This window comes from Pantoea sp. ARC270 (assembly GCF_003236725.1).
Classification (GTDB): domain Bacteria; phylum Pseudomonadota; class Gammaproteobacteria; order Enterobacterales; family Enterobacteriaceae; genus Pantoea; species Pantoea anthophila.
Map to the genome: position 1 here is coordinate 232,527 of NZ_PUGA01000001.1, position 17,295 is coordinate 249,821.

The 17,295-nt window shown below is 58.9% G+C and carries 16 protein-coding genes; 11 read left to right on the forward strand and 5 right to left on the reverse strand.

Annotated features, from left to right (window positions below; genetic code table 11):
• Position 1 precedes the first annotated feature (1 nt).
• Together CKF42_RS01105 and CKF42_RS01110 are read left to right on the forward strand one after the other, a co-directional pair.
• Positions 2-568 carry an NTP transferase domain-containing protein gene (locus CKF42_RS01105; RefSeq protein ID WP_111207256.1) on the forward strand — a complete coding sequence of 189 codons (567 nt, stop codon included), beginning with the start codon at positions 2-4 and terminating at the stop codon, positions 566-568.
• Positions 565-1,548 carry an XdhC family protein gene (locus tag CKF42_RS01110; RefSeq protein WP_111207257.1) on the forward strand — a complete coding sequence of 328 codons (984 nt, stop codon included), beginning with the start codon at positions 565-567 and terminating at the stop codon, positions 1,546-1,548. The genes CKF42_RS01105 and CKF42_RS01110 overlap by 4 nt, the downstream gene beginning before the upstream one ends.
• Here the strand turns inward: CKF42_RS01110 and CKF42_RS01115 are convergent.
• Both CKF42_RS01115 and CKF42_RS01120 read right to left on the reverse strand, forming a co-directional pair.
• Positions 1,537-2,676, reverse strand: coding sequence for an ABC transporter substrate-binding protein (locus tag CKF42_RS01115; protein WP_111207258.1), 1,140 nt, complete (start codon positions 2,674-2,676; stop codon positions 1,537-1,539). The genes CKF42_RS01110 and CKF42_RS01115 overlap by 12 nt on opposite strands.
• Positions 2,663-4,786: a TonB-dependent siderophore receptor gene (locus CKF42_RS01120; RefSeq protein WP_111207259.1), complete on the reverse strand. Its 2,124-nt coding sequence runs from the start codon at positions 4,784-4,786 to the stop codon at positions 2,663-2,665. Before CKF42_RS01120 ends, CKF42_RS01115 begins: the two co-directional genes overlap by 14 nt.
• A 470-nt stretch (positions 4,787-5,256) precedes the next feature.
• On the opposite strand from CKF42_RS01120, the gene CKF42_RS01125 reads away from it, so the two are divergent.
• Entirely contained in the window at positions 5,257-6,147 is an 891-nt protein-coding gene (locus CKF42_RS01125; protein WP_111207260.1) for a MurR/RpiR family transcriptional regulator, read from the forward strand.
• Positions 6,148-6,323: 176 nt separating this feature from the next.
• Complete coding sequence (locus CKF42_RS01130) at positions 6,324-8,297, forward strand: autotransporter outer membrane beta-barrel domain-containing protein (RefSeq protein WP_111207261.1); 1,974 nt, start codon at positions 6,324-6,326, stop codon at positions 8,295-8,297.
• Positions 8,298-8,393: 96 nt separating this feature from the next.
• On the opposite strand, the gene sfnG is transcribed toward CKF42_RS01130, so the two are convergent.
• The gene (sfnG, locus tag CKF42_RS01135) at positions 8,394-9,482 is read right to left on the reverse strand and encodes a dimethylsulfone monooxygenase SfnG (protein ID WP_111207262.1); all 1,089 of its coding nucleotides are present in this window, start codon (positions 9,480-9,482) and stop codon (positions 8,394-8,396) included.
• Between the two features lie 268 nt (positions 9,483-9,750).
• Between sfnG and CKF42_RS01140 the strand changes: the two genes are divergently transcribed.
• The gene (locus CKF42_RS01140) at positions 9,751-10,221 is read left to right on the forward strand and encodes a GNAT family N-acetyltransferase (protein WP_111207263.1); all 471 of its coding nucleotides are present in this window, start codon (positions 9,751-9,753) and stop codon (positions 10,219-10,221) included.
• Between the two features lie 93 nt (positions 10,222-10,314).
• Entirely contained in the window at positions 10,315-11,193 is an 879-nt protein-coding gene (gene rluF, locus CKF42_RS01145) for a 23S rRNA pseudouridine(2604) synthase RluF (protein WP_111207264.1), read from the forward strand.
• A gap of 60 nt (positions 11,194-11,253) precedes the next feature.
• On the opposite strand, the gene CKF42_RS01150 is transcribed toward rluF, so the two are convergent.
• Complete coding sequence (locus tag CKF42_RS01150) at positions 11,254-12,306, reverse strand: SDR family oxidoreductase (protein WP_111207265.1); 1,053 nt, start codon at positions 12,304-12,306, stop codon at positions 11,254-11,256.
• 103 nt (positions 12,307-12,409) lie between these two features.
• Here CKF42_RS01150 and CKF42_RS01155 point away from each other — a divergent pair, with 103 nt between their 5' ends.
• The 3 genes from CKF42_RS01155 to CKF42_RS01170 all read left to right on the forward strand — a co-directional run bounded on the left by CKF42_RS01155 (position 12,410) and on the right by CKF42_RS01170 (position 14,722).
• Positions 12,410-13,318 carry a LysR family transcriptional regulator gene (locus CKF42_RS01155; RefSeq protein ID WP_111207266.1) on the forward strand — a complete coding sequence of 303 codons (909 nt, stop codon included), beginning with the start codon at positions 12,410-12,412 and terminating at the stop codon, positions 13,316-13,318.
• Between the two features lie 214 nt (positions 13,319-13,532).
• Positions 13,533-13,847 (forward strand): DNA-binding transcriptional regulator, encoded by a 315-nt coding sequence (locus tag CKF42_RS01165; protein ID WP_046102778.1) that lies wholly within the window; start codon positions 13,533-13,535, stop codon positions 13,845-13,847.
• A 203-nt stretch (positions 13,848-14,050) separates the two neighbouring features.
• Complete coding sequence (locus CKF42_RS01170) at positions 14,051-14,722, forward strand: hypothetical protein (RefSeq protein WP_111207267.1); 672 nt, start codon at positions 14,051-14,053, stop codon at positions 14,720-14,722.
• 52 nt (positions 14,723-14,774) lie between these two features.
• On the opposite strand, the gene CKF42_RS01175 is transcribed toward CKF42_RS01170, so the two are convergent.
• Positions 14,775-15,626, reverse strand: a complete 852-nt coding sequence (locus CKF42_RS01175; protein WP_111207268.1) for a Vmh family MBL fold metallo-hydrolase — start codon at positions 15,624-15,626, stop codon at positions 14,775-14,777.
• Between the two features lie 144 nt (positions 15,627-15,770).
• Here CKF42_RS01175 and CKF42_RS01180 point away from each other — a divergent pair, with 144 nt between their 5' ends.
• Positions 15,771-16,655 (forward strand): LysR family transcriptional regulator, encoded by an 885-nt coding sequence (locus CKF42_RS01180; RefSeq protein WP_111207269.1) that lies wholly within the window; start codon positions 15,771-15,773, stop codon positions 16,653-16,655.
• A gap of 33 nt (positions 16,656-16,688) precedes the next feature.
• Positions 16,689-17,108 carry a VOC family protein gene (locus tag CKF42_RS01185; RefSeq protein WP_111207270.1) on the forward strand — a complete coding sequence of 140 codons (420 nt, stop codon included), beginning with the start codon at positions 16,689-16,691 and terminating at the stop codon, positions 17,106-17,108.
• Positions 17,109-17,295: the final 187 nt, after the last annotated feature.

Consider the following 17,295-nt stretch of genomic DNA (forward strand, 5'->3'; position numbering starts at 1 on the left):
AGTGAAGATAGCGTTAATTGTGCTGGCTGCCGGACTGAGCCGCCGTTTTCGTCAGCAGGCGGGCGAGCATAAGTTACTGGCCCGCCTTGATGGCAAACCGCTGCTGCAACATACGCTGGAGCAGGCCGCGGCCAGTGGACTTGACCTGTTCGTGGTGACGCGTCCCGACGCCGCTGCGCTTCAAGCGCTCTGCACCTCCGCGACGCTGGTATTGTGTGACAGCGGCGGACTGGGGGAGTCTATCGCGGCAGGCGTTAACGCCACGCGCGACTATGACGGCTGGCTGATTGCGCTGGGGGATATGCCGTTTGTGTCAGCCGCGAGTTACCGCGCCGTCAGCACGGCGCTGGCAGACGCGCCTGTCGTCCGACCCTGGGTGACGGGCAGGCCGGGGCATCCGGTGGGCTTTCAGCGTCACTGTTATCCGGTCCTGAGCAGCCTGCAGGGCGATAGCGGGCCGCAGGCGCTGGTGAACGCCGCCGCCGTCCGCCTGCCGCTGCACGATCGCGGCTGTCTGTGTGACATCGATTTTCCTGCCGATCTGCAGTTAATAAAGGAATTTTCATGATAACGCTGGATCAACGCGTCATTAATGCCGCCCTCAGCCATTCTCAGGCGGGGCGGGCGGTGTGGCTCTGCACGGTGTTGCGCACCTACGGCTCCTCCCCGCGCGCACCGGGGACACTCATGACGGTCAGTGAGACCGGAGAGAGTTGCGGCTCGCTGTCGGGCGGCTGCATCGAAGAGGATTTTCTGGCGCAGCTGGCTACCGGGGCTTACCGCGACAGCAGTCAGCGGGTGCGTTACGGCGAAGGCGGGATGCGGCCTGATGTCAGCCTGCCCTGTGGCGGCAGTCTGGAGATCGTTATTGAGTTTCTGCCGCCCGATGAGGCCACGCTGGCCCTGCTGACGGCGATGCAGCGGGCGCTGAGCGGTCAGCAGCCGCTGGTAAAAATGATACGCCCCGGTGAACGGGCGCAGTGGGAGGCGATCGCCGCCAGTCGGGTGTTACCCGCACTGGATGCCAGCGAGCAGCAGATCGTGCTGCCGGTGGGGGCGATTCCGGAACTGCTGGTCGCGGGCTATTCCAGCGTGGCCTATGAGTGCATCCGCCTCGGCCAGATTCTGGGTTTTCATGTGCGGGTCTGTGAGCACCGTCCGGAGATGCTGACGGAGCTGGAGAGCCATTTCGGCGGCGCGGACAACGTGACGCTGGTGTCACAGCATCCGGCGCGCTGGCTGGAACTGAACGGGGCGCATGCGGCGGTGGCGATTGTGGCACTGACCCACGATCCGCGCATCGACGATTTGACCATGATGGAGGCGATCGCCACCCCTGCCTTCTACATCGGCATCATGGGCTCAGCCAAAAACAGTGAGAAGCGGCGGGCGCGTCTGCAACAGATCGCCGGTATGGATCGTGCCGAACTGGATCGCATCCATGCGCCCATCGGTCTGCCTATCGGCAGCAAAACCCCGGCAGAGATTGCGCTGTCGGTGATGGCCGATATTGTCCGCATCAAAAACGGCGGCCAGTCAGCTGCCTGACCGCGGCGCCGTGTCCGGTGCCAGCCGGTAGAGGTAAGTGCCGGAGAAGGGGATCGGCAGAAATCTCTGGAACAGTTCACGCAACGTCTGCTCCGGGTCAACATCGATGAACAGCTGCGGATAGAGCGTGGTGGCAAAGAACTCGGTTGCCACCACGTGCCACGGACTGAGGTAAAAGTTGTGCCAGATCGCCCCGGTGTGGCCGTCCCGCAGTGCGGTCAGCTGCTTCAGGGCGTGCTGCTGACCGGTCAGTGCCAGCAGGCTCTGCCGGGTCTGCGTGGCGGAGACGTCGGGCCCGAGTTGAAGTGCCCCGGCCTCATCCGCGCTGCCGGTGCCGGTGGCAAAGTAGAAGTCGGGCCGGGCGGCGATGACGCTCTCCTCGCTCAGTCGCCCGAACACCCCGTTGACCTGCTGGCTGGCAATATTATCCCCGCCGGCAAAGCGCAGCAGGTCGCCCAGATTACCCTTTACCGAAGTCACGCAGCATTCATTTCGTCGGCCAAGATGCAGCTGCAACAGCACGCGGGGCCGGGGGCCATGATAATCAGCCAGCCGCGTTTCAATGCGCTGCATATGGGTGCGGTAAAAATGATTAAACTCAGCAGCCCGCTGCGGCTGATTCAGCACGTCCCCCAGCAGCGTCATGCTGCGTTCCGTATTGTTCAGCAGGTCAACCCGCAGGTCGATCTTCACCACCGGGATATGCGCCGCGCTGAGCATCTTCTCCAGCAGGGCGCCGTTTTCACCGTCACGCGCCAGCTGCGGCAGGACAACCACGTCGGGTCTGAGTGCAATTACCTGTTCAGGGTTCATGTCATTGACCCCATCCAGCCCCAGTGGCGTAATCTCGCGCATCTGCGGAAACTGGCGGGCAAAAGCCTGCCAGGTCTGAGGATCATACTTTTTCAGGTCGAGCGGCCACCCCACAATATGCTGCAGCGGATTGCCTGAGGTCAGCAGCGCGACGCTGTAGAGCATCCGGCTTTCACCCAGCACGATGCGTTGCGGATGATCGGGCAGCGTCACCTGGCGACCGGTGATGTCGGTCAGCGTCCGCGCGCCTGCGCCGACGCTGATGCACAGCAGGCCAAGCAGCAGCCCGGTACGCAGCGATTTAAAATTCCACACGGGCCTGTACCATCAGGTTACGGGTTTCACCTTCACGGACGCGCAGATTGCCGCCGCTTGAACTGTAGTAGTGCTGGTTGAACAGGTTATTCAGATTCAGACGCAGCTGGGTTTTTTCACCAAACAGGCGATTGTTCCACGCCACAAAGGTGTCTGCTACCACATAGTCGGGCAGGGTAAAGCTGTTATCAGGATCGCCTGCACGGGTGCCGACATAGCGGGCACCGCCGCCGAGTCGCAGTGAGCCTGGCAGCCCGCTGACCTGCATCTCATGACTCAGATAGAGCGCACCAGACTGGCGCGGCGCATTCTGCAGCCGGTTGCCGTTGTTGTCGGGATTGACCCGGTCGCTGACGATCTCCGCCTGGTCATAGCTGTAGCTGGCGCTGAGATCCCAGCCGGGAGAAATCTCGCCGTTCAGCTCAAACTCCGCGCCGGTAGATCGCGCCTTATCGATCGCCCGCGTGCTGCCATTGATGTTCAGCGACATCGCCTTTTCATCAATGCGATAGAGAGCCACGGTCGCCAGGAGTGTCGGCGACAGCTGCCATTTACTGCCGACCTCCCAGCTGGTGCCCTGTTCCGGCTTGCCGACGTTGCCATTGTCATCCACGTCGGTGGAAGGGGTAAACGACTTGCTGACGCTGGTGTAGAACGAGAGGTCGGGCGTCAGTTTGTAGATCAACCCTGCCTGCGGCAGAAATTTATTTCCCTCATCGTTCAGGGTTTCCACCTGCGGATTCACACCGCGTGAGGCCCGCTGTTCGTAGTGCTGATAGCGGCCGCCCAGCACCACAATCCAGTCGGATGAGAGCGAAATGCTGTCCTTGAGATAGAGTGAACGGCTGTGAATGCGGTTCAGGTTATTGGCCGCGGTTCTGTTTTCCGTGCTGGCATCGGTCACCGGAGAGAGCATGTCATAGTCGGGACTGAAGTAGCTGAACTGACGGTTGACCCTGCCCTGATACTGATGCGCGCGGTAGGTCTGGTTCATCTCATAATCTGTCCCGGCCACCAGCGCGTGCGACATGCCGAAGATTTCTGTATTCCCCAGCAGATCCCAGCTGACATATTTGGTTTTATGGTTAAAACCACGATTGGCATCGGCACGGCGCGTGACCACGCCGCTGCTGGCATTCACCGCCGTCACCCGCACTTCATTATTGTCATAGCGCCGCTGGTTCCAGCCCAGGGTCAGACGGGTTGTCCACTCGTCGTTAAACTGCCAGTCGTAGTGCGCGTTCAGGGTTTTGTTATGTCCCCAGGCGTGATTGGCTTTGTCATCCAGACGATCTTTATAGCCGATATCAATCGGCCGGCCATTGATAAAGGCGGTGCCGCGATCGTAAGGGATATCATAACGGTAGTCGGCATAGCTGATCAGAAAGCTGGCCTGCTCACCAAACCATTGCAGTGAGGGGGCCACCAGCGTGTGCTCCTCACGGCCGAAGTTGCGCCAGTAATCCTGATTCTGTTTCTCGGCAATCAGCCGGAAGGCGAAACCCTTGCCCAGCGGCCCGGTGACGTCCAGCGTGCCTGCTCCGCCGCCTTCGCTGGCGTAGCGCCCGCTGACGCTGGAGTGCCAGTTGTACTGCGGCTTTTTGCTGACCACATTGATGATGCCGCCCGGATTCTGAATGCCATAAAGCAGGGAGGAGGAGCCTTTCAGCACCTCCACCCGCTCCGTGGTGGCATCGACGTTAAGGCCCTGACTGCTGCGGATCCCATCACGGTAGATCGACCCGTCGGCATTGCTGCCGAAGCCGCGTCGCACAAAGCCATCCTCGGTGCCGGCCAGGGTGTTCGCTTCGCTCACCCCGCTGACAAAACGCATCGCTTCTGCCAGCGAGCTGACCTGATAATCCTCCAGCTGCTGCTGTGTCACCACGCTGACCGACTGCGCTTCATCAAGCCGGGCAGTGGGCATTTTGCTGGCAACGCTGCTCTGGCTGGCGCTGTAATTTCCCTCCGGATTCGCCTCTGCGGTGACGGTGATATCCGGTGCGCTGTCGGTTGCTGCTTCTGCCTGCGGCAGCAGGATGCTGCCGCAGATCGCCACGACCAGAGCAGAGTGCCGGGCCGGATAACGGGAGTCTGAACTGTTTTTCATTTTTCTTTTCGTTTCTGAAGCTGAGGTCAATATCGCCCGGCATGACCTTCTGTCGGTCACACAGGGCTTCCCTGGAGGTCTTCTGCAACATGCAGTGTGTTAAACAGCGAAGCGTTAAGCCGGAAGGGGGGGAAGAACCTCTCACCGCCCCGACGACAATGCTTCTCATCTGTAATTGAGAATCATTCAATCATCAGCCGGTGTAGTAGTAAATATAATTTAATCGTAAAATACTACATTTCGCCTGAGGCAAATTTTCAGCGGAAGGCTAAGCGAAGCTCTGTTTATCTATCTGTAATATAATTAAATTATTTATTTTTAGCCTGAATGGTGACGCTTAATCCACAGCGTTATCAGGTGAATAATCAGACGCTCCGACTCTTTCACTACATCTTTTTCGCCGATCGGGTCGTGAAAATGAGAGCATGAGTGAGAGACGAAAAATTAATTTCCCCTCAATCAGGTGAAGCATGAAATCGATCCGGACAGTAAAGAACAGAACCGATGTGCTGGCAGAACGCCTGCGCGCCAGGGAAAAGCAGCTCTCGCCGCGTCTGCTTGCCGTAGCCCGTTACCTCGATCAACAGCGCGAAACGGTGCTGGAGAGCACGGCGATGGAGATCGCCCAGGCAAATCAGACCTCAGATGCCACCGTCATCCGCGCGATTCAGGCCCTGGGTTTTAGCGGCCTGCGCGACCTGAAAGAGACGCTGAAAGTCTGGTTCGGCCCGGCGCTGACCTCCGAAGATAAGATGGTGACGACCGTCAGTGAGGTGACCAGCGACGTGAGCAGCGCCATCGACTTTGTGCTGTCGGGCCACCGCCACGCCTGTGAGGTGCTCTTTCAGCCGCAGAACCGCGTGGCGGTCGTGGATGCGGTCACACTGCTGAGCGAAGCGCGCGCCGTCGCGATTTTTGGCATCAACGCATCGGGCATTCTGGCGGACTATAGCGTGCGGCTGCTTAACCGCATCGGCCTGCCAGCCTTTTCACTGAACCGTTCTGGTGTGGCGCTGGCTGAACAGATGCTGGCGATGCAGCGGGGCGATGTGCTGGTGATGATGGCGCAGCAGTCGGCGCACCGGGAGGGGACAACGGTCGTGCGTGAGGCGAAACGGCTCGGCATTCCGCTTGTGCTGCTGACCAACGCCAGCGACTCCTTTTTTGCCCGCGAAGCCGATGTGGTGATCAACGTGCCTCGCGGCGGTGAAAAAGGGCGCATTCCGCTGCATGGCACCATCATGGTCTGTCTGGAGATGCTGATCCTGTCGGTGGCTTCTGCGATGCCGCAGCGCACGGTCAAAACCATGAAACGTCTGCAGGATTTCTATCGTGGCCTGAAACCCGCCACTAAAAAGTAGCCGCGCTGACACCGCTGCAACTGGTGCGGCCGCAGACCGCTTTCACGCCAGATTTTTCCCGCTTTGCGAGCCAGATCTCGCCTTTTTTTCAGCCTCTTTCGCCGGACGACTACGCTTACTGCTAACCGTGCCATCGGGTGCGGTTCGTCCTCCTTTACCCCTGTGCGGAGCTGCTGATGAAACCCCTTCACGCGCAAACCCTTTTCTGCTGTTCGATCCTGAGTCTGCTGTCACCGTTGCCCGCCGCGGCATGGAGCCACCTCACCGTCTTTGGCGACAGCCTGAGCGATGGCGGGAACGTAGGGCGCTTTACCTATGATGGCGCAACCCACCCGCTCTATGACGAGATCGTCGCGCAGTCGCTGGGCGATACCTTACGTCCTTCATCGCAGGGCGGAAACAACTATGCCGAGGGCGGCGCCGTCGCGGTACCGGCGATCAATCCCCTGTTTAATACCCAGGATCAGCTGCAAAGTTATCTGGCATCCCGCGGCGGGCGGGCCGATCCCGGTGGCCTCTATATCCACTGGATCGGCGGCAATGACTTAGCGGCGGCGGCGCTCTCCCCCCTGACTGCCCGGCAACTGGTCGATAACAGCGCCGGTGCGGCGGCCTCACAGGTTAGCCGGTTGCTGGATGCCGGTGCCGGAACGGTGATTGTGCCGACGGTGCCCAACGTGGGGGCCACCCCCGCGTTGTTGCAGGCGATTCTGCAGACGCTCGGACCCGCCACGCAACCGGCCACGGCGGCGCTGTTTCAGTCGCTGAGCACCCGCACCACGCCAGACCGGGCCGCGCGCGAGCAGGCGATTGAAACAGCTCTGGGTGAGGCGGCGGGGCAGCTTTCTGCGATTCCGCCGATCCGTGAGGCGCTCGCGCAGCAGCTGATCGCTGCCTGGCGGTTGCTGAGTGAGGCCGCCTCGGCGCTGACCGACCGTTACAATCAGGCCGAAGAGGAGGGGCTGCTGGCGGTCCGCGGCAACATCGCACGGGTAGATATCAATGGCCTGTTTAATGAGGTGATCGATAATCCGTTCCGCTATGGACTCACCAACACCGCCGGCATGGCCTGCCCGCCCGGCGTGTCGTCAATGGACTGCACCACTTCCACGCCGGGATTTTCATCCTCGAAGCAGTATCTGTTTGCCGACCGGCTGCATCCCAGCCCGGCAGTCCATGCGCTGATCGCCGATTACATTCAGTCAGTGCTGAACGCACCGCTGCAGGTGGCGGCGCTGAGCCGTGCCCCCTCAATGCTGGTGAGCGATGCGCAGAATACGCTGGATGGGTATCTGCAGCAGCAGCGTCAGCAGCCCGCCGAGGCGGGCACGTTAACCGTTTTTGGCGGTTACGCCGGGCAGCAGCGGGATTTTCGTGGCGACAGTCTGCTGGATGGGGATGCCACCAGCGCCACCGGCACCGTGGGGGTGGGCTATCAGCTGACCGATGCGTGGCAGGCCGGCGCGATGCTCTCCACCACCTCGCAGCGCCAGCAGCCCTCGTCGCGCTTCGATTACCGCCTGCGCGGTAATCTGGTGGCGATCTGGAGCCAGCTGAACTACCTCGACCACGGCTGGATAAACGCGGACGCCCACTATGCCGACCTGGATTTCGACGATATTAAACGCCAGGTGAAACTGGGGCCTGCGACCCGTACCGAACAGGGTAACAGTGGCGGGAAAGTGCTCGGGATGCGGGTGCAGACCGGCTGGGATCTTCCCGTTAGCCGTTACGTCACGACCGGGCCGGTGGCGAGCTATGCGCTCGACTATACGCGGGTCGGCGGCTATCAGGAAGAGGGCAACAGCAGCACCTCTATGCGCTTTGGCGACCAGACGCTGCACGCCCAGGTCGGCTCCCTGGGCTGGCGTATCGACAGCAAAGATTTGCCGGTCAATCCCTGGGCGCAGATCAGTTACAACCATCAGTTTGGTGACAGTGATTCTGCGGTAACGGCCGGACTGAAATCGACCCGCACCGCCTTTACCCGCAGCAGTGATGGCAGGGATGACAACTGGATCAACATGGCCGTGGGAGCCAGCGTGCCGCTGGGTGCCGCAGTGAATGCTTTTGCGGGCGTTTCGGCCGTGGCGGGTAACAGTGAGACGCATCAGGTGACGTGGAACGTGGGAGTGAATGCCCGTTTTTAACCGGGCAGATCAACGGCGCTGACGTCCTGAACCTGCCGCCCGCCAACGCGGAGCGGCAGGTAACCTGCAGCACAGCCAGCAAAAAAAAGGCGGCAGCTATGCGCGGACCAGCGCTTCCTGCGCCTCCAGCTCACGCACCCGGGGTATGACCTCACGTCCGAAGAATTCCACTTCTTCATGAAAGTGCAGAAACGCCAGCAGCAGCAGATCCACACCGGCCCGCTTCAGCGCGATAATCCGTTCGGCAATCTGCTGCGGTGTTCCGATCAGGTTGGTTTTAAAGCCATCGTTATACTGCACCAGATCCTCAAACGACGATTTCGCCCAGTTTCCCTCGCCCTCCGGTGATGCACTGCCCGCATTTCTGACCTCATGCTGAAAGCCTTTGACCGCATCCGGATTAGCTTTGCGGATGATCTCCTGCAGCACCGCCTGCGCCTCCTGCTCACTGTCACGGGCAATCACAAAACCGTTCAGGCCGATCCGCACCTTGTGCTGGTTGACGCTGGCTTTCGCCCTGATGTCGGCCACCTGCTGACGCACCCCCTCCGGGGTATTGCCGTTGGTGAAGTACCAGTCTGACACCCGGGCGGCCATATCCCGCGCCGCCCGTGAACTGCCGCCCTGAAAAATTTCCGGCAGCGGTGACAGCGGTTTCGGTTTCATGGCGTAGCCACGGAAGCGATAAAAATCCCCGGCGAAGGTGAAGCTCTCTTCGCGCCAGATACCGCGCAGGCAGCGGATAAACTCTTCCGAGCGCAGATAGCGCTCTTCATGATCGAGCCAGGGCTCGCCGATCGCCTTAAATTCGCCCCGGAACCAGCCGCTGACAATGTTCACGGCGATGCGCGGCCCATAGAGATGACTGATGGTGGCGATCTGCTTCGCCGCGAGCACCGGATTCCACGGGCCGGGCAGCAGAGCCGCAATCACTTTCAATCGCGACGTCTGGCTGAGCAGATCCTGAGAAAAGGTGACCGACTCATGCTGATTGTCCGCGCCGTAACTGGCGGTAAAACGGATCTGCGTCAGCGCGTAGTCAAAGCCCGCCTCTTCGGCAATCTGTGCCAGTTTCCGGTTATATCCGGCATCCCAGCGGGTACGCTGCTCTATCTGACTGATCACCAATCCGCCTGAGACATTCGGCACCCAGTAGGCGAACTGCAGGGGTTGAGTTTCTGACATCGTTGCTCTCCTGATATAGCTGAATCACTGGTAACGTAAATTTATCCAAACTTTCAGATATAAAAGAAAAGGCTAAGCAGTAACCATGCCAGTCAGTAAGCCGCTGTTTTAACAACAGTGAATCCGGATTGACGCCGCCGGTGCTGTTGCAGATGCAGCAGGATGAAAACAGCCGGTTTGCCAATGCAACAGCCCTGTTCAGTCGCTAGCCGAGTGCGCCACAACGTGGTGTGATAGCGAACCGGGTATTCAGCAAAAGGAGGGCAGTATGATAGTCAGAGAAGCCTCGCCTGAAGAGGCGCATCGTTTATGGGAGATCAGAAATCGGGCGATCCGCCACGGCTGCCAGCATGTCTATCCGCCAGAGGTGCTGACCGCCTGGACGCCAGATCGGATGCCCGCCAGCTTTCCGGCGATGATCCGCGAGAACCCCTTTTTTGTGATTGATGGCCCGGACGGCGAGCCGGTTGCGACCGGATTGCTGGATCTCAGCGCGGCCAGCGTGGAGGCGATTTTTACGCTGCCTGAATTTACCGGACAGGGCCTGGCGGGCCGGATTATCGACAGAATCAAAGCGGAGGCGCTGCAGCGTGGCTATCACCGTCTGACGCTGGCTTCGACGCCCAACGCCTCCGGCTTTTATCAGCAGCATGGCTTCCGGGTTCTGGGCGAAAGCCTCTATCCTTCGAAGCTGGCGGGCTGTGCGTTACGCTGTGTGGAGATGGCGATTACCCTCTGACGCTCTGCTGCGCGGGGCGTGCCACAAGTTTCCCGCGCAAAGACTTCGCAAGCTCACGCCGGTAAGGTATAGTCCGCGTTTTTTGGAGGAACCATGCTGACTGACTCATCAACTCGTCTCAATAAATACATCAGCGAGAGCGGTATCTGCTCCCGCCGCGACGCCGATCGATACATCGAGCAGGGCAACGTTTTCATTAACGGCAAACGCGCCACTGTGGGCGCGCAGGTATTTGCAGGCGATGTGGTGAAGGTGAATGGTCAGCTGATCGAGCCGCGTGATGAAGAGGATCTGGTGCTGATCGCGCTGAACAAACCGGTGGGGATTATCACCACGATGGAAGAGGGCGAGCGCGATAACATCAGCGACTTCGTTAATCACAGTAAGCGCGTCTTCCCGATTGGTCGTCTCGATAAAGATTCACAGGGCCTGATTTTCCTGACCAACCACGGCGATCTGGTCAACAAAATCCTGCGCGCCGGTAACAACCACGAGAAAGAGTATGTGGTGACCGTCGACAAACCGATCACCGATGAGTTTATTGCCGGTATGGGCGCGGGCGTGCCCATGCTCGGCACCGTCACCAAAAAGTGCAAAGTGAAAAAGGAAGCGCCGTTTGTCTTCCGTATCACGCTGGTGCAGGGGCTGAATCGCCAGATCCGCCGTATGTGTAAGCACTTTGGCTATGAAGTGACGAAGCTTGAGCGTACCCGCATCATGAACGTCAATCTCAAAGGTATACCGCTGGGCGAGTGGCGCGATCTGACTGACGACGAACTCATTGAGCTGTTTAAACTGCTGGAAAATTCTTCGTCTGAAGAAAAACCCGCAAAGAAAGCCAAAACGCCTGCTAAACCTGCGGCGGGAAAAAAAGCGCAGAAAGGCCCGGCGAAACCGGCTGAAAAAGCGGATGCCGGTGGTGCCTCACGCAAGCGCTTTACCCAGCCGGGCCGCAAGAAGAAAGGGCGCTGAGGCCTTGCCCTCGCAGAGCGCCACCCCTGCGCGCTCTGCCTCACGTCTCTGATCCGGGCTTCACGGAATGAGGCGGGCCGCTCTGAAGCGACTGAACAGATCGCAAAACATCTGATCCGTCGCGCGATAGTGGTGAAACCCCGCCCGCCGCAGCTTGCTGCCATCACCAAACATGTCGTAATCCCAGCCAAAGACAAAATCCGCAAACGTTCCATCACTCAGGGCCAGAATGTCGGGCTGCACCAGGGCGTTCTCTTCCGCAATCTCCCGCCAGAGCCCACGGTAATCCTGAAAAAGCTGCCGGAAGGAGAGAGCAACTGGCGGCGCGATCGCCAGTTCAAACCAGGCGGCGATGACCGGCCACAGTTCACTCCAGCGCCAGAGATCGCCATTGTTGATATTAAAGGCCTGGTTGGCCGCCGCGGGCGCACGTGCGGCCCAGAGCGTCGCATCGGCAAGCAGTGAGGCGTCGGTAAAGTCGACCATACTGTGCCAGGTTGCCAGCGAACCCGGAAAGCGTAACGGCAGCCGCGCCGCCCGGCAGAGTGAAGCGTACAGCGCCAGACTCAGGGCCAGATTCATGCTGTTGCCCGGCCTGTCGCTGCCCACTACACCGGGCCGCAGAGCGCTCCAGTGCCAGGCTTTACCCTGCTGCTGTGCGCTCAGCCAGGCCAGCTGTGCGGCGTTAAATTCGGCACCCGGCACACCGGGATCGCTCTCCCGCGCCGGGGTTTTGAACCGGCCCAGATGCGCGCCGTAGACTTTGTATCCCTGCATCAGGCTGACATGCTCAAGCGGCGCGATAGCCTCAATGACCCGCACCAGATTCTGCAGCATCGCCAGATTAGGCTCCACCATCGCCTGCCAGTCAGCGGCGCTGAGCCAGGCACTGTAGAAGAGATGCGTGACGTCAGTCAGCGAAGCGAGCTGCTGCGCACTCTGCTCTGGATCCCGCAAATCGACCCGGAAGGTTTCAATCCCGCTCCCGGCAGCGGCAGCGCGGTGGGTCAGCGCCCTGACCTGCCAGTGATTGTCAGCCAGCGCCTGGCAGAGTTGCTGCCCGACAATCCCGCTGGCGCCTGCCACTAATGCCACCCTGTTTTTCTGCGTCATGCTTACCTCCACTCTCTTGTTGAGTAACGGAACGCATTCTCACCTGCCAAAGATTCTGATTAAATCCCACCAGCCGGATATCACTTATCAGGAAAATCATTAAATGCAGAACAAACTCAACGCCATTTGGACCTTCATCCGGGTGGCGGAAGCGGGCTCCTTCTCGGCGGCGGCACGACAGAACGGCATGAGACAATCGGCCGTGAGTCAGCAGATTGCAGCGCTTGAGGAGGCGCTGGGCGTCGTGCTGCTGCACCGCACTACCCGCAGCATGGCGCTGACGGAGCAGGGGCAGCGTTATCTGCAGCAGGTCAGACACCTGCTCAATGCGATGGAGGAGCTGGAGCAGCAACTGCGGCCCGACTCGCAACCGCTGAGCGGGAGGGTGCACATCCAGTTACCGAGCGGCATCGGCCAGCGGTTGATGCCGTCTCTGATTGCGTTCCAGCAGGCGCATCCGGCCCTGCAGTTAACCCTTGCGCTGGAAGATCGTCTGTCAGACCTGATTGCGGAGGGCGTTGACCTGGCAATTCGCCTGAGTGAGTCGCCGCCCCCCACGCTGGCGGCCCGGGTACTGACCACCGTTGAAACCGTGCTGGTGGCGTCCCCTGACTGGATTGCCCGTCACGGTACTCTCCAGACACCGGCTGAGCTGGCGCATCATCCCCATGTCCGTTTCAGCGGCGTTTCCCCGGACGCCCCGCTGCAGTTGCTCTCGGCGACAGATAGGATCTCTGTTCCGGTGAAAAGCGTGTTTCGCGCCAATAACAGCGATGCCCTGCGGCAGGCTCTGGAGGCCGGGCTGGGGATTGGCGGATTGCAGACCCTGATTGGCGCGGAGGCGCTGGCATCCGGCAGGCTGGTACGGCTGTTACCTGACTGGCGGCTTCCTGACCGCTATCTCTACGCCATTTTCCCTGATGCCCGTTTTATTCCTCACCGGGTACGCGCGCTGGTGGCGCGGTTGAGTGAAGTGCTGGAGGCGGGAGACCAGACAGGAAGGACGGCATGATTGAATTTTAGCCGATGCAGGGATAAACTATCCCCTGATTGGGGACAGGGAATGACATGGACGCACTCTTCATCGAACTTTCCAGCTTTCAGAAATACCGGCCTGATTATCTGAGTGATGACCATTTACGACGAAGATCAACGCGATGACCTCACTAAGGCGCAGCGAGATGCGCTGGCGACGGCACTGCAGGTGATCAAAAAAGGGCTAAGGCATGTCTGAACGCGATATTTTCAGTGAACTCATGACGGGGATGCAGGAACTCCAGGATCACCAGGAGGGAAAGATCACGCTGAAGCATCACAAGGTGACAAAACGCGCGCCTGTTACCCTTACGCCGCAGGAGTTGCGCGACGTCCGTGAAAAACTCAATCTCTCTCAGGCTGTATTTGCTCATTACCTTCACACAGGTGAAACCACTTATCAGAACTGGGAGCAGGGCAGAGCCAGACCTAATGCACAGGCAGTTTTATTGATTCGTATGGTCCAGCAGAATCCTGAAACACTCAAAACCCTCGCGCAGTTGTGATCTCATAAGCCGGACATCGCGCGTCATCAGGACGCGCCTCTCAGCTGCCTGCTCTGTGCGGTGAAAGATCCTGAACCTCCCCGGTCGTTCTGCCGGACCCCATCCGCGTCACGGCCATAAAGCGGTCACATTCAGAACAGCGACACTTTTCACTCTGATCAGAGCGTGGCAGGATAAGCGCAAACTATCATGGAGTGAGCCTGATGTTACTGAAAGGTATGAACGATCCGCTGCTGAAAGCGTATCAGCATCCGAAGTCACGGATGATGATCAGCCGTTTCAGGGGACTGGCGGGCGATCGACGCATCAGTGACTGGCAGGCGTTCACTATTCTGGTGACAGGCTTTACCAACTACTGGTTTGTGCAGGCCGGTCACTACTCAATTAATGTCACCCTGACCAAAACCCGCCAGTTCGATTTTCTGCAGGACTTTCTGCATTTTACCGTGACGCTGGATGGCCTGATTGCAGATGAGCATTTTCGCAGCCCGGACTTTGTGCTGCCCCATTACGACGTGCCCTACGAATTCTGCCGCTGGCGCAACAAACGCGGCTACGACGCCTTAACCACCTATGTCAGTAAACAGGGCGTGAAATCCCACAAGGGGATCTTTACCGTCTCGGAAGGCCTCTCCCCGGAGGAGCAGGTGATGAAATGGGAAGGGGTGGTAAACGTCTACGACAAAACCTTTTTCAGCGTGACGAACTTCAACACCACGCAGGAATTTCTGATCAAAGATATCAGCCGATCGATTCAGGAAGGTCTGCTGAAACACCTGAGTTTTTACCGCGAGCTGTTTCACTACATCTTCCCCACACCCGCTGAGGCGCGATTGCAGGCGCGGGATGACAGACGCTATCTGGCTAAAAAATAGCGCCCTGATGCACCCCGCGTTGTGCCGCAAAGTCAGCCGTTTCTCTGCGGGTTTACCACTTCATCTCGCCGGTGTTCACTTTCGCGCTGAGCTCCAGCGAACCCGGCTCGGCCAGTCCTGGCCAGGCGGCCGTCATGGCGTCAATCACCTCTGCTGAGGTTTTGTGCTGCGACAGCGCCTGCTCAAAGGACTTCAGGTAGTTGAGGGTAAAATCCACGGCCTGCGATCCGGCGGGGCGCGCACCCAGATAGTGACCCGGGATGACGTTCTGCGGATGCAGCGTCTGCATCTCTGTCAGGATATGACGCCACGCCGCACGGCTTTCAGGGGTCTGGGTATCTGCTGTCCAGACATGAATGCCGGAAGAGAGGGCCGTCCCACCCAGAATGGTGCTGGCGGAGGGGATCCAGACGTAAGCGGCATACTGATCCGGATGACGCAGCTCCAGCACTTCACCGTCTACGCTAAACCGTGTCTCATGCGTCACCTCTGGCACGGTCAGCGCGTCAGGCGCGCCCTGTTTCATCTGCGGACCCCAGTACTTCAGCTTCGCCTCATGGGTCTCCTGAATATGTTTCACCACAGCGGGTGAGGCCACCACCTTCACATCCGGCCAGGCTTTAACAATCGGTTCCAGGCCAAAATAGAAGTCGGGATCGCCGGAGGTTATCACGATTTCTTTCAGTTTTTTGCCGCTCTGTTTAATCATCGCCACCAGCTTCTCACCATCCTGCGTGCTGAACTGCGCATCAAACAGAATGGCTTCGGTGGGGCCGGAGACCAGCGTAGATGAAACGGCAAACAGGCCCTTTTCCTGCGGATTATAGGTTTCAAGTTTCAGGGTCGTGGCGCTGGCAGAGGCTGAAGCCAGCATCATAATTAAAGCGTGAGCGGCAATTTTCATGTTTATCCTCAGAGGGTAATCGCCACACAGGGCGGCGCAAATGATCATGTTTTGTGTCAGTGGCGCTATTTTACGCATTCTGACATCTGTTAAAATTCCCGAAATCAGAGATGCTGAGTTTCATAATCCGAACAGGTAAAACAGATGGACAGAGTGACTGCGGCGGCCGTTTTTAACCGGATCTGTGAGCTGGGAAGCCTGAGTGCGGCATCACGCGCACTGGGGATCTCCCGTCCCATGGTGAGCCGTTATCTGGAAGAGATGGAGAGCTGGGCCGGAACGCGTCTGCTGCATCGCTCGTCACGTCGTCTGACGATCACTCCTGCAGGCGAGGCGATTCTGGAAAAGACCCGCCAGCTGGCACGCCTTTCGGAGGAGATCCGCCAGGAGACCCCGCAGGGAATACCCGCCGGGACATTGCGCATCGCCTGCGCGCACTTCACGGCTGTCCACCTTGTCGGTCCGGTGATCCCCGACTTTCTGGCGCGCTATCCGGCCCTGCGCATCGAGCTGGAGATCAATAATCAGCCTGTCAGCCTGATTGGTGAACGGATCGATCTCGCCATCCGCATTACTGATACGCCGGAGCCGGGCACTATCGCCCGCCGCCTGGGTGACTGCTGCTCTGTCCTCTGCGCCTCACCGGCCTATCTGCAGCAGCACGGGATGCCGCAAACGCCTGACGATCTGGCGCACCATAACTGCCTCTGTTACAGCCATTTCGCCGGACAGAGCTGGCACTTTACCTCCCCGCAGGGAGAGAAAATGGCGGTGGCGGTCAAAGGAAATTTCAGCGCCGGGATCTCCTCCCTGTTGTGTGATGCGGCCAGTGCAGACTGTGGAATTGCGATGGTGCCCGAGCAGGAGGCGCGTCATGCTCTGGAAAGCGGGAAACTGGTCACCTTACTGCCCGATTATGAGCCGGGACGCATTGGCATCTGGGGACTTTACCTGTCGCGGGAACATCAGCCTGCAGCACTGCGGCTGATACTCGATGAACTGCAGCGCAACCTTTTGAGTCATGCCTGAGCCAGCCTCACAACAGACAACATGGAAGAAGAAATGAGTGACAATCAACCCCTTTACTGGAACCGCATGGTGCCAGAACTCACCGTAACTGATTTTGCCGCCTCACTGCATTTTTACACGACGGTACTGGGATTCAGCGTGAGAATACAGCGGCAGCAGCCGGACTTCGCTTACCTGTGCTATGGCGAGGCGCAACTGATGATTGAGCAGTTTCATCCTCAGGGCTGGAACACGGCAGAGCTTCACTGGCCGCTGGGACGGGGCATCAATTTTCAGATTGAAGTGGATGATATCCAGGTCGTACTGGCTCGGGTGCAAAAGCAGGGTATTCCGCTCTATCGCCCGCTGCGGGATACGGTGTATGACACCGGCGGGACAACCGCCTGTCAGCGCGAGTTTCTTCTGCAGGATCCGGATGGTTATCTGCTGCGGTTCAGCCAGTATCTGGAATGAGCTGAAAACATTTTGGGTGAATTTCGCCGGGCAGCGCGGATATATCTCATCCCGGAATGCCTGACTGATATTTATGTTGATCAGGCAGTCAGAATAAAAATCAGCATGCCCATTTCTGTCACTGCAGAAAATGCCTCAGCTTATTTAAGCTCTTCACTTATACGCCTTTGCGTTTGAGTTTTGCTCT